Annotated in this window: 17 protein-coding genes; all 17 read left to right on the top strand. The window is 63.0% G+C overall.

Translation table 11 applies throughout. The features are described 5' to 3' along the window. Window positions 1-260: 260 nt before the first annotated feature. The 17 genes from flhA to PSH87_RS19675 all read left to right on the top strand — a co-directional run bounded on the left by flhA (window position 261) and on the right by PSH87_RS19675 (window position 25,489). Complete coding sequence (gene flhA / locus PSH87_RS19755; RefSeq protein ID WP_017735224.1) at window positions 261-2,375, top strand: flagellar biosynthesis protein FlhA; 2,115 nt, start codon at window positions 261-263, stop codon at window positions 2,373-2,375. A gap of 11 nt (window positions 2,376-2,386) precedes the next feature. Continuing rightward, complete coding sequence (flhF, locus tag PSH87_RS19750; RefSeq protein WP_305430785.1) at window positions 2,387-3,703, top strand: flagellar biosynthesis protein FlhF; 1,317 nt, start codon at window positions 2,387-2,389, stop codon at window positions 3,701-3,703. Window positions 3,704-3,808: 105 nt separating this feature from the next. Next, a complete protein-coding gene (fleN, locus tag PSH87_RS19745; RefSeq protein ID WP_003192912.1) occupies window positions 3,809-4,642 on the top strand; it encodes a flagellar synthesis regulator FleN in 834 nt (277 codons plus the stop codon). After that, the gene (fliA, locus tag PSH87_RS19740) at window positions 4,639-5,379 is read left to right on the top strand and encodes an RNA polymerase sigma factor FliA (RefSeq protein ID WP_017735226.1); all 741 of its coding nucleotides are present in this window, start codon (window positions 4,639-4,641) and stop codon (window positions 5,377-5,379) included. The genes fleN and fliA overlap by 4 nt, the downstream gene beginning before the upstream one ends. A 168-nt stretch (window positions 5,380-5,547) precedes the next feature. Then, window positions 5,548-5,922: a chemotaxis response regulator CheY gene (locus PSH87_RS19735; protein ID WP_015885173.1), complete on the top strand. Its 375-nt coding sequence runs from the start codon at window positions 5,548-5,550 to the stop codon at window positions 5,920-5,922. Between the two features lie 18 nt (window positions 5,923-5,940). Further along, window positions 5,941-6,729 (top strand): protein phosphatase CheZ, encoded by a 789-nt coding sequence (locus tag PSH87_RS19730; RefSeq protein ID WP_026136598.1) that lies wholly within the window; start codon window positions 5,941-5,943, stop codon window positions 6,727-6,729. An 11-nt stretch (window positions 6,730-6,740) separates the two neighbouring features. Then, on the top strand, window positions 6,741-8,939 hold the full coding sequence (locus PSH87_RS19725) for a chemotaxis protein CheA (RefSeq protein ID WP_305430782.1): 2,199 nt from the start codon (window positions 6,741-6,743) through the stop codon (window positions 8,937-8,939). 47 nt (window positions 8,940-8,986) lie between these two features. After that, window positions 8,987-10,114, top strand: a complete 1,128-nt coding sequence (locus PSH87_RS19720; RefSeq protein ID WP_017735229.1) for a chemotaxis response regulator protein-glutamate methylesterase — start codon at window positions 8,987-8,989, stop codon at window positions 10,112-10,114. Beyond that, window positions 10,114-10,854: a flagellar motor protein gene (locus tag PSH87_RS19715; protein ID WP_017735230.1), complete on the top strand. Its 741-nt coding sequence runs from the start codon at window positions 10,114-10,116 to the stop codon at window positions 10,852-10,854. Before PSH87_RS19720 ends, PSH87_RS19715 begins: the two co-directional genes overlap by 1 nt. Window positions 10,855-10,869: 15 nt before the next feature. Continuing rightward, the gene (motD, locus tag PSH87_RS19710) at window positions 10,870-11,757 is read left to right on the top strand and encodes a flagellar motor protein MotD (RefSeq protein ID WP_026136599.1); all 888 of its coding nucleotides are present in this window, start codon (window positions 10,870-10,872) and stop codon (window positions 11,755-11,757) included. 50 nt (window positions 11,758-11,807) lie between these two features. Next, window positions 11,808-12,596 carry a ParA family protein gene (locus tag PSH87_RS19705; RefSeq protein ID WP_017735232.1) on the top strand — a complete coding sequence of 263 codons (789 nt, stop codon included), beginning with the start codon at window positions 11,808-11,810 and terminating at the stop codon, window positions 12,594-12,596. Beyond that, window positions 12,596-13,372, top strand: a complete 777-nt coding sequence (locus tag PSH87_RS19700) for a CheW domain-containing protein (protein ID WP_017735233.1) — start codon at window positions 12,596-12,598, stop codon at window positions 13,370-13,372. The genes PSH87_RS19705 and PSH87_RS19700 overlap by 1 nt, the downstream gene beginning before the upstream one ends. Window positions 13,373-13,452: 80 nt before the next feature. Beyond that, entirely contained in the window at window positions 13,453-13,938 is a 486-nt protein-coding gene (locus PSH87_RS19695; RefSeq protein ID WP_017735234.1) for a chemotaxis protein CheW, read from the top strand. Continuing rightward, a complete protein-coding gene (locus tag PSH87_RS19690) occupies window positions 13,939-14,331 on the top strand; it encodes a DUF2802 domain-containing protein (RefSeq protein ID WP_017735235.1) in 393 nt (130 codons plus the stop codon). Between the two features lie 1,127 nt (window positions 14,332-15,458). Continuing rightward, a complete protein-coding gene (locus tag PSH87_RS19685; RefSeq protein ID WP_305430780.1) occupies window positions 15,459-17,165 on the top strand; it encodes a ShlB/FhaC/HecB family hemolysin secretion/activation protein in 1,707 nt (568 codons plus the stop codon). Between the two features lie 11 nt (window positions 17,166-17,176). Next, window positions 17,177-17,698 (top strand): toxin-activating lysine-acyltransferase, encoded by a 522-nt coding sequence (locus tag PSH87_RS19680; RefSeq protein ID WP_305430779.1) that lies wholly within the window; start codon window positions 17,177-17,179, stop codon window positions 17,696-17,698. 24 nt (window positions 17,699-17,722) lie between these two features. After that, window positions 17,723-25,489, top strand: coding sequence for a hemagglutinin repeat-containing protein (locus PSH87_RS19675; RefSeq protein WP_305430777.1), 7,767 nt, complete (start codon window positions 17,723-17,725; stop codon window positions 25,487-25,489). Window positions 25,490-25,496: the final 7 nt, after the last annotated feature.

Genomic DNA, 25,496 nt, shown 5'->3' with positions numbered 1-25,496 from the left:
TTTTCCTCTATCTCAAGCCGAACACGGTCAATTGTGGGAGCGGGCTTGCCCGCGATAGCGCAGTGTCAGTCAACTTGTTCGGGGCTGGTCTGCCGCCATCGCGGGCAAGCCCGCTCCCACATGTGTATGGGCTTTCACCGTGATCTGCCCGTTGAAGCAAAAGTTGGAAGGCTTCTTGCAATACCGCCTCCAAGACGCCTTCTGGCGTCAAAACTTTGCTTCAAAGGACACGAGGAATACCGGTGGTAGATCGCTCTCAAATGTTCAGCACGGCCCGTGGCACCCTGACTGACCTGTCGCGGGGCAATCTGGGTGTGCCGTTGTTGTTGCTGGTGATGCTGGCAATGATGATGTTGCCGATGCCGCCGTTCCTTTTGGACGTGTTCTTCACTTTCAACATTGCCCTGTCCGTCGTGGTGCTGCTGGTCTGCGTGTACGCCCTGCGGCCGTTGGACTTTGCGGTGTTCCCGACCATCCTGCTGGTGGCGACCCTGCTGCGGCTGGCGCTGAACGTGGCGTCGACCCGGGTGGTGATGCTGCACGGCCAGGACGGCCACGCCGCCGCCGGCAAGGTGATCCAGGCCTTCGGTGAGGTGGTGATCGGCGGTAACTACGTGGTCGGTATCGTGGTGTTCGCGATCCTGATGATCATCAACTTCGTCGTGGTGACCAAGGGCGCCGGGCGGATTTCCGAGGTGAGCGCACGCTTCACCCTCGACGCGATGCCCGGCAAGCAGATGGCCATCGACGCCGACCTCAACGCCGGCCTGATCGACCAGAACCAAGCCAAGTCCCGCCGTGCCGAAGTGGCCCAGGAAGCCGAGTTCTACGGCTCCATGGACGGTGCCAGCAAATTTGTGCGCGGTGACGCCATCGCCGGCTTGCTGATCCTGTTCATCAACCTGATCGGTGGCATGGCCGTCGGTATCTTCCAGCACGGCATGACCTTCGGCGATGCCGGTCGTGTGTATGCCTTGCTGACCATCGGTGACGGTTTAGTGGCGCAATTGCCATCACTGTTGTTATCTACAGCTGCCGCCATCATGGTGACCCGTGCTTCGGGCTCCGAAGACATGGGCAAGCAGATCAGCCGGCAGATGTTTGCCTCGCCCAAGGCCCTGGCCGTGGCGGCGGGCATCATGGCGATCATGGGTATCGTGCCGGGCATGCCCCATGTGTCGTTCCTGAGCATGGCGGCCCTGGCGGGCGGTGCGGCGTACCTGTTCTGGAAAAAGCAAAACGCCGTCAAGGTGCAAGCACTGCAAGAAGTCGCCCGTCAGCAGGAACTCCTGCCATCCCCGGCCCGCGCCTCGGAAACCAAAGAACTGGGCTGGGACGACGTCACGCCCATCGACATGATCGGCCTGGAAGTCGGCTACCGCCTGATTCCGCTGGTGGACCGCAACCAGGGCGGCCAGTTGCTCGCGCGGATCAAGGGCGTACGCAAGAAGCTGTCCCAGGACCTGGGCTTCCTCATGCCCACCGTGCATATCCGCGACAACCTCGACCTGGCTCCAAGCGCCTACCGCCTGACCCTGATGGGGGTGATCCTGGCCGAAGCCGAGATCTACCCGGACCGCGAACTGGCGATCAACCCCGGCCAGGTCTTCGGCACGCTCAACGGCATAACCGCCAAAGATCCGGCTTTTGGCCTGGAAGCGGTGTGGATCGAAATCAGCCAGCGCAGCCAGGCGCAGTCCCTCGGCTACACCGTGGTAGACGCCAGCACCGTGGTTGCCACGCACCTCAACCAGATCCTCTACAAGCACTCCCATGAGTTGATCGGCCACGAGGAAGTCCAGCAATTGATGGGCTTGCTGGCCAAAGCCTCGCCAAAACTCGCCGAAGAGCTGGTGCCGGGCGTGCTGTCGCTGTCGCAATTGCTCAAGGTGTTGCAGGCGTTGTTGTCCGAACAGGTGCCGGTGCGCGACATCCGCAGCATTGCCGAGGCCATCGCCAACAATGCCGCCAAGAGTCAAGATACTGCCGCGCTGGTGGCGGCGGTGCGCGTCGGATTGTCCCGCGCAATCGTGCAAAGCATTGTAGGCACTGAGTCTGAGCTGCCTGTGATCACCTTGGAACCAAGGTTGGAACAAATATTGCTCAATAGTATCCAGAAGGCAGGACAAGGCCAGGAAGAGGGCGTTCTGCTGGAGCCAAGCATGGCTGAAAAACTGCAGCGTTCGTTGATCGACGCCGCACAGCGCCAGGAAATGCAGGGCCATCCAGTGATTCTGCTGGTGGCAGGCCCCGTCCGGGCGATGCTGTCGCGGTTTGGACGCCTGGCAGTGCCGAATTTGCACGTTTTGGCTTATCAGGAAATTCCTGACAACAAGCAAGTGACTATCGTCGCGACAGTAGGGCCCAACGGCTGAGGTAGTGGGTTATGCAAGTGAAGCGTTTTTTCGCCGCCGATATGCGTCAGGCCATGAAACTGGTACGTGATGAGCTGGGCGCCGATGCCGCGATTATCGGTAACCGTCGGATTGCCGGCGGTGTCGAGCTGACGGCTGCCCTGGATTACACCCCCCAGGCCCTGGCCCCGCGTGTGCCGAACATGGAACTCGAAGACGAGCTGCGCAAGACCGCCTCGCGCATCGTCTCGGCCCAGGCTGAGCTGAGCATGCGTGGCGACAGCGATGCCACCACCAATCGCCAGTTGTTCGCCGGCCTGCCGCTCACCGCTGCCGAGCCGCTGGTCGAGCCGACGTTGACCGAACCGCCACGTCCCGCAGCGCCAGCCCCGGCCGCCGCGGTTGACCAGCGTGTGTTCGACTCGATGCGCTTTGAACTCAACGGCCTGCGTGAGCTGCTGGAAGTGCAGCTGGGCTCCCTGGCGTGGACGCAGCTGCAAGGCAGCAAGCCGGCCCAGGCCAACCTCTGGCGCCGCCTGCAACGCATCGGCCTGTCCGGCCCGTTGTCCCGCGACCTGCTGGCGCTGACCACCGAAATCGAAGAACCTCGCCAGGCCTGGCGCATGTTGCTGGCGCACCTGGCGCGGATGATCGTCACCCCGGAAATCGAACCCCTGGAAGAAGGTGGCGTGATCGCCATGGTCGGCCCTGCCGGCATGGGCAAGACCACCACCCTGGCCAAGCTGGCGGCGCGTTACGTGCTCAAGTACGGCGCGCAGAATATCGCGCTGGTGAGCATGGACAGCTACCGCATCGGTGCCCAGGAACAACTCAAGACCCTGGGGCGCATCCTCAATGTGTCGGTGACCCACGTCGACCCGGGCCAGTCCCTGGCCAACGCCCTCGATCCGCTGCTGCGCAAACGCGTGGTGCTGATCGACACCGCCGGCCTGCAAGCCAGCGACCCGGCCTTGCGCATGCAGCTGGAAAGCCTGGCCGGGCGCGGGATCAAATCGAAAAATTACCTGGTGCTTGCAACCACCAGCCAGAAACAGGTTCTTACCGCTGCGTATCACAGCTACAAGCGTTGCGGGCTGGCCGGTTGCATCCTGACTAAACTGGATGAGACGGCGAGCCTGGGCGAAGTGTTGAGCCTGGCTATCAGCCATGAACTGCCGGTCGCCTACCTGACCGACGGGCCGCGGATTCCAGATGATTTGCATCTGCCGCGCCGTCATCAGTTGGTCAGCCGGGCAGTCAGCGTACAAATGCAAGAAGAGCCTAGCGAGGAAGCGATGGCCGATATGTTCGCTGACCTCTATCACCACCCGGCAAAGCGGGTGGGTTGAGGCAGTACGAACACCGTGAAATGTACCTACATCGATGGTCTGCAAGCGATTCACGCGGCCAAGCCATGTAGCCTGCGTCTAAGCAAGACAAGGTAAAGAAATAAAATGGGCAGCATGCATCCCGTACAGGTGATCGCGGTGACCGGCGGCAAAGGTGGCGTCGGGAAAACTAACGTGTCAGTGAATTTGTCCCTGGCCCTGGCAGAGCTTGGCCGTCGCGTCATGCTGCTGGATGCTGACCTGGGGCTGGCGAACGTCGACGTTCTGCTGGGGCTGACGCCCAAACATACCCTTGCCGATGTGATCGAGGGCCGCTGTGAGCTGCGCGACGTGCTGCTGCAGGGGCCTGGCGGGATCCGCATCGTGCCGGCCGCCTCGGGCACCCAGAGCATGGTGCACCTGAGCCCGGCGCAACATGCCGGCCTGATCCAGGCGTTCAGTGATATCGGCGACAACCTCGACGTGCTGGTGATCGACACCGCCGCCGGGATCGGCGAGTCCGTGGTCAGCTTTGTGCGCGCCGCGCAGGAAGTCTTGCTGGTGGTCTGCGATGAACCCACCTCGATCACCGACGCCTACGCCCTGATCAAGCTGCTCAACCGTGACTACGGCATGAACCGCTTCCGGGTCCTGGCCAACATGGCCCAGAGCCCGCAAGAAGGCCGCAACCTGTTCGCCAAGTTGACCAAGGTCACGGATCGCTTCCTCGATGTCGCCTTACAATACGTCGGCGCAGTTCCCTATGACGAGTGTGTGCGCAAGGCCGTGCAAAAGCAGCGTGCGGTCTATGAAGCGTTCCCTCGTTCGAAGTGCGCACTGGCGTTCAAGGCTATTGCCCAGAAGGTCGATACCTGGCCGTTGCCCGCCAACCCGCGGGGGCATCTGGAGTTTTTCGTCGAGCGATTGGTGCATCAGACGAGCGCAGGACCGGTGCTATGACAGCCAGCGGCTACAACCTTTACAAGAAGTCGGCACGTGACAGCCAGGGCGAATTGATCGAGCGCTATGCGCCTCTGGTCAAACGCATCGCCTATCACCTGCTGGCGCGTTTGCCCGCGAGTGTGCAGGTCGAAGACTTGATCCAGGCTGGCATGATCGGCCTGCTCGAAGTCTCGACCAAATACGACGCGAGCAAGGGTGCGAGTTTCGAGACGTATGCGGGTATCCGCATCCGGGGTGCGATGCTCGATGAAGTGCGTAAAGGGGATTGGGCGCCGCGTTCGGTACACCGCAATACACGCATGGTCAGTGACGCAATTCGTGCAATTGAAGCAAAAACCGGTCGCGACGCTAAAGATCACGAAGTTGCGGCCGAACTCCAATTGAGTCTCGACGATTACTACGGGATTTTGAACGATACCTTGGGCAGCCGCCTGTTCAGTTTCGACGACCTGCTACAGGACGGCGAACACGAGGGGCTGCATGAGGACGGCGCAAGTGCACATCTTGAGCCGTCGCGTGACCTGGAAGACGAACGTTTCCAGGGCGCGTTGGCGGACGCGATTGCCAATTTGCCGGAGCGTGAGCGACTGGTCTTGGCGCTGTACTACGACGAAGAGCTGAACCTCAAGGAAATCGGTGAGGTCCTGGGGGTCAGCGAGTCGCGTGTCAGCCAGCTGCATAGCCAGTGCGCAGCCCGCTTGCGGGGGCGATTGGGAGAGTGGCGCGCGCGCTGACAGGCGGTGTGGGGACACTGCAGGCGAACCCGTGAAGGCCACCGGCTTTTGCGGGTTTGCCCCGTGGTGCCCTGGGCAGTCCTTTTTGTGTAACGCCTGTTGATTGAAATGGCGCGTCCAGGTGCTGGGCGCGTTTAAGACTGCTTGGAGGTCGAATTGGACAAGAACATGAAAATCCTCATCGTTGATGACTTCTCAACGATGCGGCGGATCATTAAAAACCTGTTGCGTGACCTTGGGTTCACAAACACGGTCGAGGCGGATGACGGCATTACGGCGATTCCGATCCTCAACAGCGGGAGCATCGACTTTCTGGTAACCGACTGGAACATGCCGGGCATGACCGGTATCGACCTGCTGCGCCACGTGCGTGCGGACGAAAAATTGCGCAGCTTGCCGGTGCTGATGGTGACCGCCGAAGCCAAGCGTGAACAGATCATCGAAGCCGCCCAGGCCGGGGTCAACGGTTACGTGGTCAAGCCTTTCACGGCATTGGCGCTGAAAGAGAAGATCGAGAAAATCTTCGAACGCATCCACGGCTAATGCCATCGCGGGGGAGCTATGGAGCATAAAGAAACATCACAGGGAGACTTCGAGTCGACCCTGAAGAAGCATGCTCACCAGTTGGTCGACAGCCTTGAAAAAGGCCAGTTCGGCGACGCGGTGCAGTTGATCCATGAGCTCAACCAGACCCGTGACCGTGGCCTGTACCAGGAAGTGGGCAAGCTCACACGCGAGCTGCACAGTGCGATCGTCAATTTCCAGATTGACCCGCACATGCCCCAGGCCGAAGAAATCTCGCAGATTACCGATGCCACCGAACGCCTGTCCTATGTGGTCAGGCTGACTGAGGCGGCGGCCAACCGCACCATGGACCTGGTGGAAAACGCCACGCCCCTGGTCAACGGCATGGCCAACGAAGCCCAGGCCTTGGGCCACGACTGGGGCCGCTTCATGCGTCGCGAAGTCGGGGCCGAAGAGTTTCGTGAATTGGCGCGTCGGGTCGAAGGTTTCCTGTCACGCAGCGAGCAGGACAACCGCACGGTTTCCAGCAACCTCAATGACATTCTGCTGGCCCAGGATTACCAGGACCTCACCGGTCAGGTGATCAAGCGCGTGACCCAACTGGTCACCGAAGTGGAAAGCAATTTGCTCAAATTGGTGCTCATGGCAGGCCAGGTTGACCGTTTTGCCGGCATCGAACATGACCGCGAAGCGATCCTCTCGGAAAAAGATCCACAAAAACATCTCGCCAAGGGTGAAGGTCCGCAGATTCATGCCGATAAACGTGAAGACGTTGTATCGGGTCAAGATGATGTTGATGACCTGTTATCCAGTTTAGGCTTCTAAGGAGCACCCACATGAGCTTCGGCGCCGATGAAGAAATCCTTCAGGATTTCCTTGTAGAGGCCGGCGAAATTTTAGAGCAGTTGTCCGAGCAACTGGTCGAGCTGGAAAGCCGACCGGATGATGCGAACCTGCTCAATGCAATTTTTCGCGGTTTTCACACTGTAAAAGGGGGCGCCGGCTTCCTCCAGCTCCATGAGCTGGTGGAGTGCTGCCACATCGCCGAGAACGTGTTCGACATCCTGCGCAAGGGTGAGCGTCACGTTGATTCGGAATTGATGGACGTGATTCTCGAAGCACTGGATGCGGTCAACGGCATGTTCAGCGAGGTGCGCGAACGTGCACCGATCACCGCGGCCACCCCGGAACTGCTGGCCGCCCTGGCGCGCCTGGCAGAGCCGGCCGACACCTCGGCTGCGCCTGTCGCAGAAGCGGCGCCGGAGCCTGTGGTCGAGGCCGAGGCGGATGTGACGGACAGCGAGTTCGAACAGCTGCTCAACTCCCTCAATGCGGTCAAGGCTGAGGCCGAAGCTCCGGTGGCGGCAGTTGCTGCGCCAACGGGCGAAGACATCACCGACGCCGAATTCGAATCGTTGCTCGACCAGTTGCACGGCAAAGGCCAGTTCGCTGCCGATGCGGTTGCGCCTGCCGCTGCTGTCGAGGCGCCTGCCGCGCCTGCCAGCACCGACATCACCGACGATGAATTCGAAGCGTTGCTCGACCAACTGCACGGCAAGGGTACGTTCGTGGCCGACGCCTTGCCGGAAGTCGCGGCTGCGGCGCCAACGGCTGCTGCTGCACCGGCTGCTGACGGCCTGATTTCCGATCACGAATTCGAGTCCCTGCTGGACGAGTTGCACGGCAAAGGCAAGTTCACCGAAGTGGGGGCCTCGGCCTCGGCTGCGGTCGCAACTCCTGCACCAGTGGCCGCCAAGGCAGCGGCACCGGTGGCGGCCAAACCCGCTCCGGCACCTGCCGCCGCAGCAGCGCCTGCACGGGCTGCGGCACCGGCAGCGGCCGCCGCGGAAAAGCCTGCCAGTGAAGCCGAAACCACCGTGCGGGTGGATACCGCACGCCTGGACGACATCATGAACATGGTCGGCGAACTGGTCCTGGTGCGTAACCGCCTGGTGCGCCTGGGCCTGAGCAGCGGCGATGAAGCCATGCAAAAGGCCGTGTCGAACCTCGACGTGGTCACTGCCGACCTGCAAACCGCCGTGATGAAAACGCGGATGCAGCCGATCAAGAAAGTCTTCGGCCGCTTCCCGCGCCTGGTTCGCGACCTTGCGCGCCAGCTGAAGAAAGAGATCAACCTGGAACTGGTGGGTGAAGAAACCGACCTCGACAAAAACCTTGTCGAGGCCCTGGCCGACCCGCTGGTCCACTTGGTGCGCAACGCCGTCGACCACGGCGTCGAAACCCCGGAAGAACGCGAAGCCTCGGGCAAGTCCCGCAACGGCAAGGTGATTCTGGCGGCGGAACAGGAAGGCGACCATATCCTGCTGTCGATCACCGATGACGGCAAAGGCATGGACCCGGCGATCCTGCGCAATATCGCGGTCAAGCGTGGCGTGATGGACAAGGACGCCGCCGACCGCCTGACCGACACCGAGTGCTACAACCTGATCTTCGCCCCGGGCTTCTCGACCAAGACCGAGATCTCCGACGTGTCCGGCCGCGGTGTGGGCATGGACGTGGTGAAGACCAAGATCAGCCAGCTCAACGGCTCGATCAATATCTACTCGACCAAGGGCCAGGGCTCGAAGATCGTGATCAAGGTGCCGTTGACCTTGGCGATCATGCCGACCCTGATGGTGATGCTGGGCAACCAGGCGTTCGCCTTCCCGCTGGTCAACGTCAACGAGATCTTCCACCTCGACCTGTCGCGCACCAACGTGGTGGACGGCCAGGAAGTGGTGATCGTGCGCGACAAGGCGTTGCCACTGTTCTACCTCAAGCGCTGGCTGGTGGCATCGGCCAAGCATGAAGAGCAGCGCGAAGGCCATGTGGTGATCCTCTCCGTGGGCACTCAGCGGATCGGCTTTGTCGTTGATCAACTGGTTGGCCAGGAAGAAGTGGTGATCAAGCCTTTGGGCAAAATGCTGCAGGGAACCCCGGGCATGTCGGGCGCGACCATCACCGGTGACGGTCGGATCGCGCTGATTCTCGATGTTCCGAGCATGCTCAAGCGTTACGCCGCTCGGCGTATTTGATTCTGGTGGGGCAGGGCGGTTTGCCCGCCCCGCCTAACGGAGTGTTTATGGCAGTCAAGGTCCTGGTGGTGGACGATTCGGGTTTCTTCCGCCGCCGCGTCTCGGAAATTCTTTCCGCCGATCCAAGCATCCAGGTGGTCGGCACGGCCACCAACGGCAAAGAGGCGATTGATCAAGCCATTGCGTTGAAGCCTGACGTCATCACCATGGACTACGAGATGCCGATGATGGATGGCATCACCGCAGTCCGCCACATCATGCAACGCTGCCCGACCCCGGTGTTGATGTTCTCCTCGCTGACCCACGAAGGCGCCCGAGTCACTCTCGATGCGCTGGACGCGGGTGCGGTGGACTTCCTGCCGAAGAATTTCGAAGACATCTCGCGCAACCCCGAGAAGGTCAAGCAACTGCTGTGCGAGAAAGTCCACAGCATTTCCCGCAGCAACCGTCGCAGCCTGTTCAGCGCGCCTGCGCCTGCACCGGTTGCGGCGGCGCCTGCGCCGACGTCGTCGTTCGGTCGCCCGGCCCCTGCGCCGGTGCCCCGGCCTGCGCCAGCCGCCGCACCGGTTCGCGCCGCAGCGCCGAGCGCGCACTCGCCAGCGCCCAAGCGCAAAGCCTACAAGCTGGTCGCCATTGGTACGTCCACCGGCGGCCCGGTGGCCCTGCAGCGGGTGTTGACGCAATTGCCGGCGAACTTCCCGGCGCCCATCGTGCTGATCCAGCACATGCCCGCCGCGTTCACCAAGGCCTTCGCCGAACGCCTCGACAAGCTGTGCCGCATCAGCGTCAAGGAAGCCGAGGATGGCGACATCCTGCGCCCTGGCCTGGCGCTGCTGGCCCCGGGTGGCAAGCAGATGATGGTGGATGGCCGTGGCGCGATCAAAATCCTGCCGGGGGATGAACGCCTGAACTACAAGCCGTGCGTGGACATCACCTTCGGTTCGGCCGCCAAGTCCTACGGCGACAAAGTTCTGGCGGTGGTCCTCACCGGCATGGGCGCCGACGGCCGTGAAGGCGCGCGCCTGCTCAAGCAGGGCGGCAGTGCGATCTGGGCCCAGGACGAAGCCAGCTGCGTGATCTATGGCATGCCCATGGCCATCGTCAAGGCTGACCTGGCCGACGCCATCTACAGCCTGGACGACATCGGCAAGCATCTGGTGGAGGCCTGCCTCTAATGGATGTGTTGAGCCTGATCGGCATCATCATGGCGTTTGTCGCCATCATCGGCGGCAACTACCTCGAAGGCGGCCACCTTGGTGCGCTGGCCAACGGCCCGGCCGCGTTGATCGTGATCGGCGGCACCGTCGGTGCGGCGTTGTTGCAGTCGCCGTTGAGCTCGTTCAAGCGCGCCATGCAGATCCTGGTGTGGATCATCTTTCCGCCGCGCGTCGACCTGGCCGGTGGCATTGATCGCGTGGTCAACTGGAGCCTCACCGCCCGCAAGGAAGGCCTGCTGGGCCTCGAAGGCGTGGCCGATGCCGAGCCCGACAGCTACGCGCGCAAAGGCCTGCAACTGCTGGTGGACGGCGCCGAGCCGGAAGCGATTCGCAGCATTCTGGAAGTGGATTTCTACACCCAGGAAAGCCGCGATATCAACGCCGCCAAAGTCTTTGAAAGCATGGGCGGCTACGCGCCGACCATCGGCATCATCGGTGCGGTGATGGGCCTGATCCACGTGATGGGCAACCTCGCCGACCCTTCGCAACTGGGCAGCGGCATTGCCGTGGCGTTTGTCGCCACCATCTACGGCGTGGCCAGTGCCAACCTGGTGTTGTTGCCGGTGGCGAGCAAGCTCAAGTCGATTGCCCAGCGCCAGTCGCGTTACCGCGAAATGTTGCTGGAAGGCATCCTGTCGATTGCCGAGGGCGAGAACCCGCGCTCCATCGAATTGAAGCTCCAGGGCTTCATGGACTGATGGGAGGTCATGATTGTGAGCCGTCGCCGTCGCGAGCCTGAAGAGCACGTCAACCATGAACGCTGGCTGGTGTCCTACGCGGACTTCATCACCTTGCTGTTCGCGTTTTTCGTGGTGATGTACTCCATCTCGTCGATCAACGAAGGCAAGTACAAAGTCATTTCCCAAGCGCTGATCGGCGTGTTCAACGACGCCGATCGCTCGCTCAAGCCGATTCCCATTGGTGAGGAACGGCCCAGGACCGTGACCCCGGCCAAGCCGCTGGTCAACGACAGCGACGAAACCGCCGCTGGCGTCGGTGGCACCAGCGACCCGCTGAAAAGCATCGCCGACGATATCAGCGCGGCCTTTGGCGACTTGATCAGCTCCAACCAGATGACCGTGCGCGGCAATGAGTTGTGGGTCGAGATCGAACTCAATTCCAGCCTGCTGTTCGCCAGTGCCGATGCGCTGCCCAGTGACCAGGCGTTCACCATCATCGACAAGGTCGCGGGCATTCTCAAACCGTTCGAGAACCCGATCCACGTCGAAGGCTTCACCGACAATTTCCCCATCAGCACCGCGCAGTACCCGACCAACTGGGAACTGTCGTCGGCGCGCGCATCGAGCATCGTGCGCATGCTCGCGATGCAAGGCGTGAACCCCGGGCGCATGGCGTCGGTGGGTTATGGCGAATTCCAGCCGGTGGCGAACAACGCCACGGTGGAAGGCCGCGCGAAGAACCGCAGGGTGGTGCTGGTGGTGTCGCGCAACCTCGATGTGCGCCGCAGCCTGACCGGTACCGGCACGGCCAATGCAACACCGGACGCGGCCTTGAAGCGCGCTGGCACACAAACTGCACCGGCAGTGGTAACGCCGCCGGTTCGGCAGAGCTCCGTCAATTCTCCGTCACCGGCTCAATAACCTATGCAATGTCTCGGTCGCGCCTGTGCCCACCGGGAGGAACCAACTGAATGAGAGTCTGGGCAGTTGCCAATCAAAAAGGTGGGGTCGGCAAGACCACCACCTCCATCGCCCTCGCTGGCTTGCTGGCCGAGGCGGGCAAGCGTGTGGTCGTGGTCGACCTCGACCCCCACGGCTCGATGACCAGCTATTTCGGCTACGACCCGGATGCGCTGGAACACAGCTGCTACGACCTGTTCCTGCACAAGGGCAGCGTGCCGGCCGACCTGCCGGGGCAGCTGCTGTTGCCCACCAGCAACGAGCGCATTTCCCTGCTGCCGTCCAGCACGGCGCTGGCCACCCTTGAGCGCCAGTCGCCGGGGCAGAGCGGCCTGGGCCTGGTGATCGCCAAGACCCTGGCGCAACTGTGGCAGGACTTCGACTACGCCATCATCGACAGCCCGCCGTTGCTGGGCGTGCTGATGGTCAACGCGTTGGCGGCCAGCCAGCAGTTGGTGATCCCGGTGCAGACCGAGCACCTGGCGGTCAAAGGCCTGGAACGCATGGTCAGCACCCTGGCGATGATCAACCGCTCGCGCAAACAGGCGCTGCCGTTCAGCATCGTGCCGACCCTGTTCGACCGCCGCACCCAAGCGTCCCTCGGCACCCTGCGCGTACTGCGCGATGCCTACCCGGAGACCATCTGGAACGGCTACATCCCGGTGGACACGCGCCTGCGTGACGCCAGCCGCGCCGGCCTCACGCCGTCGCAGTTCGACGGCAAGAGCCGTGGCGTGATGGCCTACCGCGCGCTGCTCAAGCACCTGCTGTCCCAGCAGCTTGTGGCGCAGGTGGCTTGATGAACCGTCCTGTCGAATTCAAGACCCGGCCGCAACTGGCACTGGAATCCTACCTGGATGCCTTGCTCCAGGATGCGACCGCCGAAGAACTGCCTGAACCGCTGCTGGTGCTGGAGCCGGTCGTCGAGCCGCCGGCCACACTGGATGAGTTCCAGCTGGCGGTGCTCGAAGAACAAGCCCGCGATGCCCAGGTGGTGGTGCCGATCACGCCGGCCGTAGTGGCCCCCGTGGTGGTCGCACCGGTGGTGGAAGTCCATCTGCCGCCGAGCATCACACCGCCGCCGGTCACCACCGATGGCCGCCCGAGCTGGGCCGCCGAGCCGTTCGAATGCCTGCTGTTCGACGTCGCCGGCTTGACCCTGGCGGTGCCGCTGGTGTGCCTGGGCTCGATCTATTCCCTGGAAGGCCAGGAGCTGACGCCGCTGTTCGGGCAACCGGAGTGGTTCCTCGGCATCCTGCCCAGCCAGGCCGGCAACCTCAAAGTCCTCGACACCGCGCGTTGGGTGATGCCCGACCGCTACCGCGACGACTTCCGCCAGGGCCTGCAATACGTGATCTCGGTGCAGGGCTACGAGTGGGGGTTGGCGGTGCATCAGGTCAGCCGCTCGTTGCGCCTGGACCCGAACGAAATCAAATGGCGCAGCCACCGGGGCCAGCGGCCTTGGCTGGCGGGCACCGTGATCGAACACATGTGCGCATTGCTCGACGTATCCGAACTGGCCGAGTTGATCGCCAGCGGCGCCGTCAAGTCGATGCCGGTGACTACACGCAGTTGATTGAACAATAAGGGCCGCGATGTTTCGGGGCCAATGAAGCACACACGCCGTACATAGCGGCATTTGAAGGGGTCAGGGGTATGAACAACAAGTCAGCGTCCGCACAAGGTTTGGATGATCCGATCCTGCAATGGGTAACCTTCAAGCTGGACAACGAGTCCTACGGGATCAACGTGATGCGCGTGCAGGAAGTGCTGCGCTACACCGAGATCGCGCCCGTGCCAGGTGCGCCGAGCTACGTGCTGGGCATCATCAACCTGCGCGGCAACGTGGTGACCGTGATCGACACCCGCCAGCGTTTTGGCCTGGTGCCGACTGAAGTCAACGACAACACCCGTATCGTCATCATCGAAGCCGACAAGCAAGTGGTTGGCATCATGGTCGACAGCGTGGCCGAAGTGGTTTACCTGCGCCAATCGGAAGTGGAAACCGCGCCGAACGTGGGCAACGAAGAGTCCGCCAAGTTTATCCAGGGCGTGTGCAACAAGAACGGCGAGCTGCTGATTCTGGTTGAGCTGGACAAGATGATGAGCGAAGAAGAATGGTCGGATCTGGAGAACATCTGATTGTTTCTTGAAGCGGCGGTGATCGTCCTGGCCCTGTTGTGGGCCGGGACGTTGGCCTTCCTGCTGCGCTATCTGCGCCAGCAACGGGAAGTGGCCCTGCAACAGGCCGAGCGCGACGCCGTGCGTGATCGGCGTGTGCTGGAGTTGGTCAAGCGGGTTGATCATTACCAGCAGACGGCGGTGCGGGTGGGCGACGAAGTGCACGAACTGCGCGCGATCCTGGCGCCGTTGCCGGACAAGCTGGCGCAGATCGAGCAGCGTGATCCGTCGAGCCTGTCGTTTGCCCAGGCGGCGAAGTTGGTAGGGATGGGGGCGACGGTGGATGAGTTGACCCAGTCCTGCGGGCTGACCCAGGCTGAGGCGCAGCTGATGAGCAAGCTGCACAAAAGCTGATCCTTGGTTGTACCCCAATCAAAATGGGGGAGCTGGCTTGCCTGCGATAGCTATGTGTCAGGCGCTGGAGCCTTTGGGTCAGAGTACATATCCATTGATGCGGTAACGGCCACTTAGGGTTCCGCTCTTACAGCGGGTCACTTTTGGAGGGACCCAAAAGTAACCCAAAGGTCCTCGCCCCAACACTCGGTGCCTCGCCTAGGCTCGGCATGCCCTCTCTCCGGCTTTGGAGCGTGGGCCGCCGCAATGGGCCATCCCTGGCCCAGTGCGGCTAACCCGGCGTCCTGCCGGGTTACCCACGCTCCAAAGCCTGCGTTCGGCCAGCGTGTTTGACGGGGCGACCCCAGATCAAAAGCCAGAGCGCGGCGGCCTTAGAGCCGACCGGTATTTACCCTGTGGATCTCCTTTCCCCTGTGGGAGCTGGCTTGCCTGCGATAGCGGTCTGACGGGCGACTGCAGTTTGTCGGATGTACCCGATCCAAATGTGGGAGCGGGCTTGCTCGCGAAGGCTATGTAGCAGGCGCTGAGGGCCTTTGGGTCAGAGTACATATCCATTGCTGCGGTAACGGTCACTTAGGGTTCTGCTCTTACAGCGGGTCACTTTTGGAGGAGCCTGTACGGACCAGAGACATGGTTGACGGGTGTGCGGGGACATGGTGGACACTTTTCGGCGAGCCAGCTTCGCCGGGTTGCCCACGGCTTCAAGCCTGCGTTCGGGGCGACCCCAGATCAAAGCCAGAGCGCGGCGGCCTTAGAGCCGACCGGTATTTCTCATGTCGTTCACCGTTCGCCTGTGGGAGCTGGCTTGCCTGCGATCGCATCACCTCGGTATGACTGACACACCGAGGTGCCTGCATCGCGGGCAAGCCCGGCTCCCACACAAAGCTGTACAAAAGTTGAATTATTGTCGAATTCACCTAAGTCAGCTCCAGGCCTTGAAATAGAGCCTTCCAACAAAAAAACCAAGCCTTCCCCAACCCCTCGTTTTTGCGAAATGTGTCACAGGGCCATACATTCCCATGGCACTTTTATGTCTTTGTGGTGACCAAGCCTGCGAATGTAGGAAGTTTCACTCACAAGGATGCGAAATGTCTTTCGACGCTTTACCTAGAACAAAACCGTCTGTTTTGCTGCAGTCTTGCGTCGCCACCTGTTCCCTTGTCGGTTTCCTGACCAGTGCATCGGCTTTAGCGGCTGAACCGCAAGCACCTGCCCAACAATTACTCCTGCAGCAACAACGTGAACGCGCCCAGCGCGAGCAGTTGGAGCAATCCCCCGACGTCCGTCTGGAAGCGCCGCTGGACAGCGCCGGCAACCTGCGTCTGCCGCGCAATGAAACGCCGTGCTTCAAGATCGACCGCGTGGTCCTCCGTGGCGAGCAGGCCGAAGACTTCCAGTGGGCCCTGCGCGCCGCCAACCCGGCGGACGATCCTGTGCAAGGGCGTTGCGTCGGTTCCGCCGGTATCAACCTGACGATGAAGCGCATTCAAAACGCGATCATCGCCAAGGGTTTCATCACCACCCGTGTCCTCGCCGAGGCCCAGGACTTGAACCAGGGCACGCTGTCGCTGGTGCTGGTGCCGGGGCGGATCAAGCACATCCGTTTTGCCGAAGGCACCTCCGCCCGCGCCAATTATTGGAACGCCATGCCCGCATCGCCGGGTGATGTGCTGAACCTGCGCGACATCGAGCAGGCGCTGGAGAACTTCAAGCGCGTGCCCACCGCCGAAGCCGACGTGCAGATCACCCCGGCCGAAGGCACGGATGCGCAGCCCGGCGAGAGCGATGTGGTGATCGCCTGGAAGCAGGCGATTCCGGTACGGGTCAGCCTGTCGGTGGACGATTCCGGCAGCAAGCAGACCGGCAAGTACCAGGGCAACGTCGCGCTGTCGCTGGATAACCTGGCCAGCCTCAACGACCTGTTCTACATCAGCTTCAACCATGATCTGGGCGGCGGCCAAAGTGGCGACCGTGGTTCCAAGGGCCATACCGTGCATTACTCGGTGCCCTACGACTATTGGCAGCTGAGCCTGACGTCCAGCGAGTACGACTACCACCAGACGATTGCCGGGGTGAACCAGGCGTATTCCTACAGTGGCCGCAGCCGGACCAATGAGGTGCAACTGTCACGGGTGATCTACCGCGATGCGGTGCGCAAGACCACCGTGTCGGTCGGCGGTTGGAGCCGCACCTCCAGCAACTACATCGAAGACACCGAGATCGAACTGCAACGCCGGCGCATGGCCGGTTGGCAGGCGGGGATCAACCACCGTGAATTCATCGGCGCCAGCACCCTCGACCTCGGCGTCGGCTATCGCCGTGGCACCGGCGCCCGCGATGCATTGCGCGCGCCTGAAGAGGAAAACGGCGAAGGCACCTCGCGCTCGCAGATCATCACCGCCAACGCCCAATTGCAGCTGCCGTTCACCCTGGCCGACCAACGCCTGCGCTACATCGCCGGCTGGCGCGGGCAGTGGAACCGTACGCCGCTGATCCCCCAGGACCGCTTTTCGATTGGCGGACGCTACACCGTGCGCGGTTTCGACGGCGAGCAGATCCTCTCGGCCGAACGCGGCTGGACCTTCAGCAACGACCTCGGCCTGAGCCTGGCCAACACCGGCCAGGAACTCTACCTGGGCGTGGACTATGGCGAAGTCGGCGGGCATTCCACCCAGTACCTCTCGGGCCGACGCCTGGCCGGTGCGGTGGTGGGCCTGCGTGGCGGCTACAAGCAGTTTTCCTATGACATCTACACCGGCAAGCCCCTGGAAAAACCCAAGGGCTTCCAGACCGCCGACGTGACCAGTGGCTTCAGCGCCAACTGGTCATTTTGAAGGAGGCCAGCATGCAGCACGATACCCTGGAGGTGCTCGCCCCCGAGCGGGCCGACAGCCCCATCGACGAAGCCCAGGTGCTGGGCTCGGCGGTGTGGCTGTGGATGCACTCGGCGGCCCATCGCGATGCGCCGTTGCACAGCCTGTCGACGCTGTTGCTACCGGCGATCAAGCGGCGCCAGTTCATCTTGATCAGCGAAGGCGGGCGGCCGGTGTTTTTCCTCTCGTGGCTCAACCTCAGTGCCGACGCCGAGGCACGTTACCTGCGGGCACCGGCGGTGTGCCTGCCCGCCGAGGATTGGGACAGCGGCGAGCGGTTGTGGATCAACGACTGGGTCGCACCGTTTGGCCACACCCGGCGCATCAGCAGCTTGCTGCGCCGCCGTTTGTGGCCCGGCAAGGTGTTTCGCGCGCTGCACCACAAAGGCGAAGCGCGCGGCTTGCGCGTCTTGAATTTCCAGGGCATCGCCGTCCTGGACCTGGAGGCGCAAGCCTGGTTTGCCACTCACCCGTTACCCAGCGACGCGCTCTGATCAGCCACCGCGCAAAGGATCTGCATGAATAAGCATCTGTTTCGAGTTGTATTCAACAAGGCCCGCGGCCTGCTGATGGTGGTGGCCGAGAACGTCAAGAGCGCCTGCAAGGCCCCCGGCACCACGCGCGGCGTGTCCTCGGTCAGCCCGGTGACGGCAACCCTCACGCCGCTGCGGTTTGCGCTGATGGTGGGCATGGGCTGGGTCACTCTGGTGGCGCCGGTGCAGGCGCAGATCGTGGCCGATGGCTCGGCACCGGCGGGCCAACGCCCGACCATCGGTGCCGCTGGCAATGGCGCGCCGGTGGTGGACATCACCCGCCCGAGCGACGCAGGCGTGTCGCGCAACACCTATTCGCAGTTCGACGTGGACAAGCGCGGGGTGATCCTCAACAACGCCGCGACCAACAGCCAGACCCAGCTGGCCGGCTGGATCGAAGGCAACCGTGCGCTGGCCAATGGCAGCGCGCGGGTGATCCTCAACGAAGTCAATTCGAGCAACCCGAGCCAGTTGCGCGGGTTTGTCGAAGTGGCCGGTTCCAAGGCCCAGGTGGTGATTGCCAACCCGTCGGGCATCGCGTGCGAAGGGTGCGGCTTTATCAACGCCGACCGCGCCACGCTGACCACCGGGCGCGCGCAGTTCGAGAATGGCCTGATCAGCGGCTACCAGGTCTCGGGCGGCAAGATCAGCATCGGTGGCGAAGGCATGGACAGCAGCCGCGCCGACTACACCGAGATCATTGCGCGCACGGTCGAAGTCAACGCGGGCATCTGGTCCAAGGACCTGACGATCAAGGCGGGCACCACCGGTGCCGCGCCCGCTGACACACCAGCGGTAGCCATCGACGTGGCGCAACTGGGCGGCATGTATGCCGGCAAGATCACCCTGGTGGGCAACGGCGCCGGCGTGGGCGTGCGCAACGCCGGGCAGATCGGCTCCAGTGCCGGTGAAGTGGTGATTGGCAGTGACGGGCGCATCGAAAACCGTGGCCAGATCAGCAGCGCGACCCAGCTGACGGCCACCGCTGACAAGGGCATCGACAACAGCGGCACGCTGTACGCCCAAGGCAACCTGGACCTGAATACCGCCGCCGATATCGATAACAAGGGCATTGCCTCCGCCCAGGGCGATGCGCGCCTGACCGCCAAGGGCGCGATTCGCAGCCACGCCGGTTCCGCACTCGCGGCGGGCGTCGACAGCGCCGGCAAGCTCGGCGACAGTGGTTCGCTCACCCTGACTTCGGCCGGCACGATCACGGCCAAGGGGCAGAACCTTGCGGCGCAAAAGCTTACCGCCAACGCCGCGCAGGTTGACCTCAGTGACAGCCAGACCTCGGCCCAGACCGTCGCGTTGACCAGCACCGCTGGCAATCTGGACCTGCGCCGCAGCCGCGTCACCGCCAGCCAGGCGCTGACCGCCAACGCCAATCAGGCCCTGCTCAGCGATGCCGCCCAGGTCGGCGCGGCGCAGATCGGCGTCACCGCGCTGGACCTGTCCAACGTCGGCGGCAAATGGGTGCAGACCGGCACTGCCGGCATGCGCGTGAGCGTCACCCGCAACCTCGACAACAGCAGCGGCATCCTCGCCAGCGGCGGCGGCCTCGACGTCAGTGCCGACAGCCTGAACAACAGCGGCGGCCTGGTGCAGTCCGGTGCCCTTGGCGATTTGTCCGTCACCGCCCGCCAGCACCTGGCCAACGGCAACGGCAAGCTGGTGAGCGCCGCGCAGCTGACCCTCAACGGCGGCACCCTGGACAACAGCAACGGGCAGATCACCGCCGGCGGCGCGCTGGGAGTCACCGCCGCGCAATTGAACAATGCCAAGGGCACCGTCGCGGCGACGCAGACGCTGACGGTCAAGGCCGGCAGCGTCCTGAATCAGGGCGGGACCCTCGGTTCGGTCGCGGGCGACCTGCTGCTCAACAGCGACGCAACGGCGCTCGACAACACCGGCGGTCGTCTGGAAGCCGCGAAGGCCTTGACCGTCAACGCCCAAGGCTTGAGCAACAGCAGCGGGGTGATCACCGGCGCGCAGTTGTTGCTCAACACCCAGGGCCAGCAATTGAACAACGCCCAGGGCACCCTGAATGCCAGCGATACCCTGACCGTCGACAGCGGCGTGCTGAACAACGACGGCGGCATCGTGCAGGCCAAGTCGAGCCTGAAGATCGACACCCACGGCCAACAGCTGAGCAACCGCAACTCCGGCAGCACCGGTGGCATCCTCGGCCAGCGCGACGTCAGCGTGCGTGCGGGCCAGTTGCTCAACGACCAGGGTTTTATCGGCAGCGCCGCCACCCTGGACGTCAACGCCCAGCACCTGAGCAACCAGGCCGGTCTGTTGCGCGCCGACGGGCACCTGCTGTTGACCGCTGCCAGTGTGGATAACAGCAGCACCCAGGGCGCCAACCAGGGTATCAAGGGCCAGTCCGTCGCGATGGATGCGGACAGCGTCAGCAACCGTGGCGGTTCGATCGTCGCCGACACGACGCTGAGCGTTACCGGCAGCGGCACCCTGGACAACGAACAAGGGATCATCTCGGCTGGCAGCACGCTGACCGTGGCCGATCGTGACCTCGCGCAAAAACGCCAGGCTATCAATAACGGCGCGGGCACCCTGATCGCCGGGCAATCGCTGCTGCTCGACAGCGCCAGCTACGGCGGCAACGGCAAGGTTCTCAGCCTGGGTGACCTGACCTTCCGCCTGACCCAGGACTTCGTCAACAACGGCCTGTTCCAGGCCAATGGCAACGTGTCGCTGGCCACCAGCGGGCGCCTGACCAACCAGGGCGCGCTCCAGGCCGGCAACCTGCTGCGCCTCGACGCCAACGTTGTCGACAACACCGCCAGCGGTGTGATCAGTGCGCCGAAGGTGCAGGTCAGCGCGGCCACACAACTGGACAACCGTGGGCTGATCGACGGCGAGGCCACGCGCCTGACCACCGCGACCCTGAACAACCTCGGCACCGGGCGCATCTATGGCGATCTGCTCGGCATCTCCGCCGGCACCCTGAACAACACCGTCGAAGGCGCATCGGCGGCGACGATTGCCGCACGCAACCGCCTGGATATCGGCGCGCAGGTCATCAACAACCGTGAGCACGGCTTGATCTTCAGCACCGGCAACCTGCTGATCGGCGGCGCCCTGGATGCCAATGACCAGGCCACGGGCCAGGCGCAGGTGTTGAACAACGCCAGCGCCACCGTCGAAGCGCTGGGCAGCCTCAGCGTCAACGCCAAGCAGATCAACAACACCAACGAACACTTCGCCACCCAGCAGGTGCAGGTGTCCACCCAGGCCTTGCAGGAATACCTGCTGTCGGGCTCGACCAACCGCTACCTGCCGGGGCAGATCTCGCTGTACAACGACGAAGTCCTGCACCTGGTGACACCGGAAGGCTACGGCACGCGCTGGCTCCGCTACGACTACAACCGCACCGTCACCGAGACGCAGATCGTCGCCTCGGACCCGGCGCAGATCCTTGCCGGTGGCAACATCAACCTGATTGCCGACCAGGTGTTCAACGACAAGAGCCGGATCATCGCCGGCCAGGCGCTGAATGCCAGCGTCGGCACGGTGATCAACACCGAACTGACTGGGCAGAAGGTCACCACCGACAGCGGCACGTTGGCCAGCTACTACCGTATCCAGCGCAAAGGCCGTGACCGCCAGGGCCTTAACGTCACGGCGTATACCCCGGCGCCGTTGATCGAGCAGATCTCGCTGAAACCGACGGTGTTTACCGAGTACGCGGCGATCAACGGCACGGGCACCCAGGTGGGCGCGCTGGTCTTGGCCAAGGTCACCGACAGCGCGGCCGGCACGGGTGACCTGGCCGGTGCCGGGCGTACCTATGCGGTGACCCCGATCAGCGAAGTGCAAGCGCTGACCCAGCAGAACGCCGGCGGCGCGGTAGAGCAGATCCGTACCGGTGGCTTCAACCCGGACCTGCCCAACAGCAGCCTGTACCAGATCAACCCCAACAGCACCGCCGGTTACCTGGTGGAGACCGACCCGCGCTTCGCCAACTACGGCAAGTGGCTGTCCTCGGACTACATGCTCGAACGCCTGAACCTCGACCCGGCTGGCACCCAACAGCGCCTCGGCGATGGCTTCTACGAGCAGAAGCTGATCCGCGAACAAGTCGCCCAACTCACCGGGCGCCGTTTTGTCGACGGCTATGCGAGTGACGAAGCGCAGTACCGCGGCATGATCGACAGCGCGGTGACCCTGGCCGATCAGTGGAAGCTGATCCCGGGCGTGGCGCTGACCGCCGCGCAAATGGCGCAGCTGACCAGCGATATCGTGTGGCTGGTGTCCAAGGACGTGACCCTGGCCAGCGGCGAAGTGCGCAAGGTGCTGGTGCCGCAGGTGTACGTGCGGGTGCGTGAGGGTGATATCGACGGCTCCGGCGCGCTGATGGCCGGGCGCACCTTGAACCTCGACGTGCGCGGTGACCTGGTCAACAGCGGCAGTCTTTCCGGGCGCGATGGCGTGAACGTCAGTGTGCAGAACCTCAACAACCTCGGCGGGCGCATCCAGGGCAACGACGTGTCGTTGAATGCCAGCCAGGACCTGAACAACATCGGCGGCCTGATCAGCGCCAACAGTCGCCTGGCGCTGAGTGCCGGCAACGACATCAATGTGCGTTCGATCACCACCGACAGCGAAAGCGCGCAGGGCACCCGCACCGCCTTGTCGCGTGTAGCAGGGCTGTATGTGTCGGCACCGGCGGCCAACCTGATTGCCACCGCCGGCAACAACATCAACCTGCAAGCGGCCCAGGTCAGCAACACCGGCGTCGGCGGCAAGACGGCGCTGGTGGCGGGCAACGACATCACCTTGAGCACGGTGAACGAGTCCTTCACCCAGGCCAACCAATGGGACGGCGACAACTGGCGCAAGGAAGCCGGGCGCAGCGAAGTCGGCAGCTCGGTACAAGCCACGGGCGATATCCGCCTGGGCGCCGGGCGTGACGTGCAGGCACGCGGCGCGCTGGTCAACAGTGACGCCGGTGCCGTGTCCGTCAGCGCCAACCGCGATATCAACGTCGAAGCCAGCGAGCGCTTCAGCACGGCGGATGAGGCGCACAAGGTCAAGGGCAGCAACGGCATGTTCTCCAGCAAGACCACCACCACCCGTGACACGGTGGCCCAGACCACCGCGCAAGGCTCGACCTTCAGCGGCGAGCAGGCGGTGATGCAGGCCGGCAACAACATCACCATTACCGGCAGCAACGTGGTCTCGACCTCGGGCACGGCGCTGGTGGCGGGCAATGACATCAAGGTGTTGGCGGCCACCGAGACCCTCGACGAAAAACACACCAAGGACGTGAAGACCAGCGGCATGTTCAGCGGCGGCGCGATTGCCGTCACCATCGGCTCGCAGCAACAGACCAACAAGGACAGCAGCCAGCAGACCACGGCCGCCGCCAGCAGTGTGGGTTCCACCGATGGCAATGTGCTGATCAGCTCCGGTGGCGAATACCGCCAAGTCGGCAGCAATGTCAGCGCGCCCAAGGGCGATGTGTCGATCGAGGCGTCCGAGGTGAATATCCTCGAAGCGCGCAACCTTGCCGCGCAGCAGCAGGAGCAGCGCTTCAAGCAGACCGGCGTGAGCCTGACCCTGACCAACCCGATCGTCAACGCCGTGCAAACCGGCCAGCGCATGAACAAGGCCGCCGAGCGCACCGACGACAAACGCATGAAAACCCTGGCCGCGCTGAACACCTTTTGGGCCGGCACCGAAGCACATACCCAAGTGATGGCCGACCCGGCAGCGGCGGGCGGGATCAACTTGAGCATCGCCCTGGGTATGAACAAGAGCGAGAACAAAAGCGAGCAGACCTCCAACACGGCGGCCGGCTCGACCGTGGCGGCAGGGCACGATGTGTCGATTGTGGCCACCGGCGGCAAGCGCAATAACGACCTGACGGTGCAGGGCAGCCAGATCACTGCCGGCAACGATGCGTTGCTCAAGGCCGACGGCAATATCCTGCTGGCGGGTGCTGAGAACACCATCGAGCAACACAGCACGAACAAAAGCGTGAACGGCAGCCTGGGGATCGGCATCTCCTTTGGCAGCGAGAAGAACGGCCTGAGCTTCAACGCTTCGGCGTCCCAAAGCCGCGGCAATGCCGATGGCAATGACCTGGTCTGGAGCAATACCCATGTGACGGCGGGCAATCAGGCAACCTTGGTGTCCGGCAAGGACACCACCTTGCGCGGCGCGGTGGTCTCGGCTGACAAGGTCAAGGCCGACGTCGGCGGCGACTTGAATATCGAGAGCCTGCAAGACACCAGCACATTTGCCTCCGAGCAGAAGAGCATGAGTGCCGGCATCAGCATCTGCATCCCGCCGGTCTGCGCCGGCGCTGCAACGGCCAGCTTCAGCTCCAGCAACACCAAGCAGAAGTCCAACTTTGCCAGCGTCATCGAGCAATCGGGGATTCGCGCCGGCGACGGCGGTTTCGACCTCAACGTGCGCGGCAACACCGACCTCAAGGGCGGCGTGATTTCCAGCACCGACAAGGCCATCGCCGACGGCAAGAACAGCCTGACCACCGGCACGCTGACCGTGGCCGACATCCACAACACCTCCGAAGCGAGCGTCAAGACTTCCGGGGTGGAGCTCAGTTCGGACATGCTCGACGGCAAGCTCGGCACGGCCAAGGCGCTGCTCGCCAACAGCCTCGCCAACGGTTCGGATTCCGACTCCGCCGACAGCGATACCCGCAGCGCCATCAGCGCCGGCACCCTGGTGATCACCAATGCCGAGCGCCAGCGCGTGGTCGCCGGGATGACGGTTGACCAGACGATTGCCAACCTCAACCGCAATACCGAGGCTGCCCACGTTGCCGTGGAGCGCCTGGACGTGGCGGAGATGGGGCGCAAGGTCGAGGCTGAGCAAGAGATCAAGCGTGAGTTCTACAACCAGGTGTCGATGCTGGCGGATGAGGCGTATCGCAAGATCTTCCTTGAGAAGGCGCGGGTGTATGAGGTGTTGAAAGACAAAGATGGCAAGGCGATGCTCGATGAAAAGGGCAACGTTCAGCGCCGGGAATTGAACGACGAAGAAAAGCGCAACCTCAAGCCTGGGCCGGATGGCAAGGTACACATTGCCAACAACGGTATTTTCAACGACATCGACGGTGCGGCCAAATATGCCGAACAACACAGCAGTGCCGATACCGGGCCGCAGTATTTGATCCACTTCGAGAAAGCCAACAACTTCACGTCCGAGTTGATGATCGCGGCCTATCAGAAGAATTTCGAAAATGATTTCTGGGGCTTGTCCAACGCAGCCGTGCAGACCAAGGACTATATGGTCCAGTTTGGTCAAAGCGGGCTACACATCGATGGTCACAGCCGTGGCACGTTGACCACGGGCAGTGCGATGGAGTCGTTGGCGCGTGATCCGGCAAACGTGGGTGTGCTGGGCGGCACGTCGATGAACTTCTTCGGCGCGGCCTACAGCGTGCAAAAGGCCGATTCGCTGCTGGGGGTCTTGCAGGACCGTTCATCGCTCAGTTTTGAAGCACAGCGCGAGGCGATGGCGCTGCAGTACCAGAACCACAATTTCGACCCCGTTGCGCGGACACCGGGCGTAGGTTTCAACGCCGGGACTGGCGGTACGATTCCAGATGGCAGCGTCCGCCTGTGGGAGTGGCTGAAAGTGCTGGGCGGCGATAAAACCGTGCATAACTGCTATGGCAAGGGCGGGGATAACTGCCGGCCATTCTGGATGGACTCACCCGATGGCATGTCACATTTCATGCGCGTCAAACAATGAGGAAGGG

This window comes from Pseudomonas sp. FP453 (genome assembly GCF_030687495.1).
Lineage (GTDB): Bacteria > Pseudomonadota > Gammaproteobacteria > Pseudomonadales > Pseudomonadaceae > Aquipseudomonas.
This window is presented reverse-complemented; position numbering and strand designations above follow the sequence as displayed.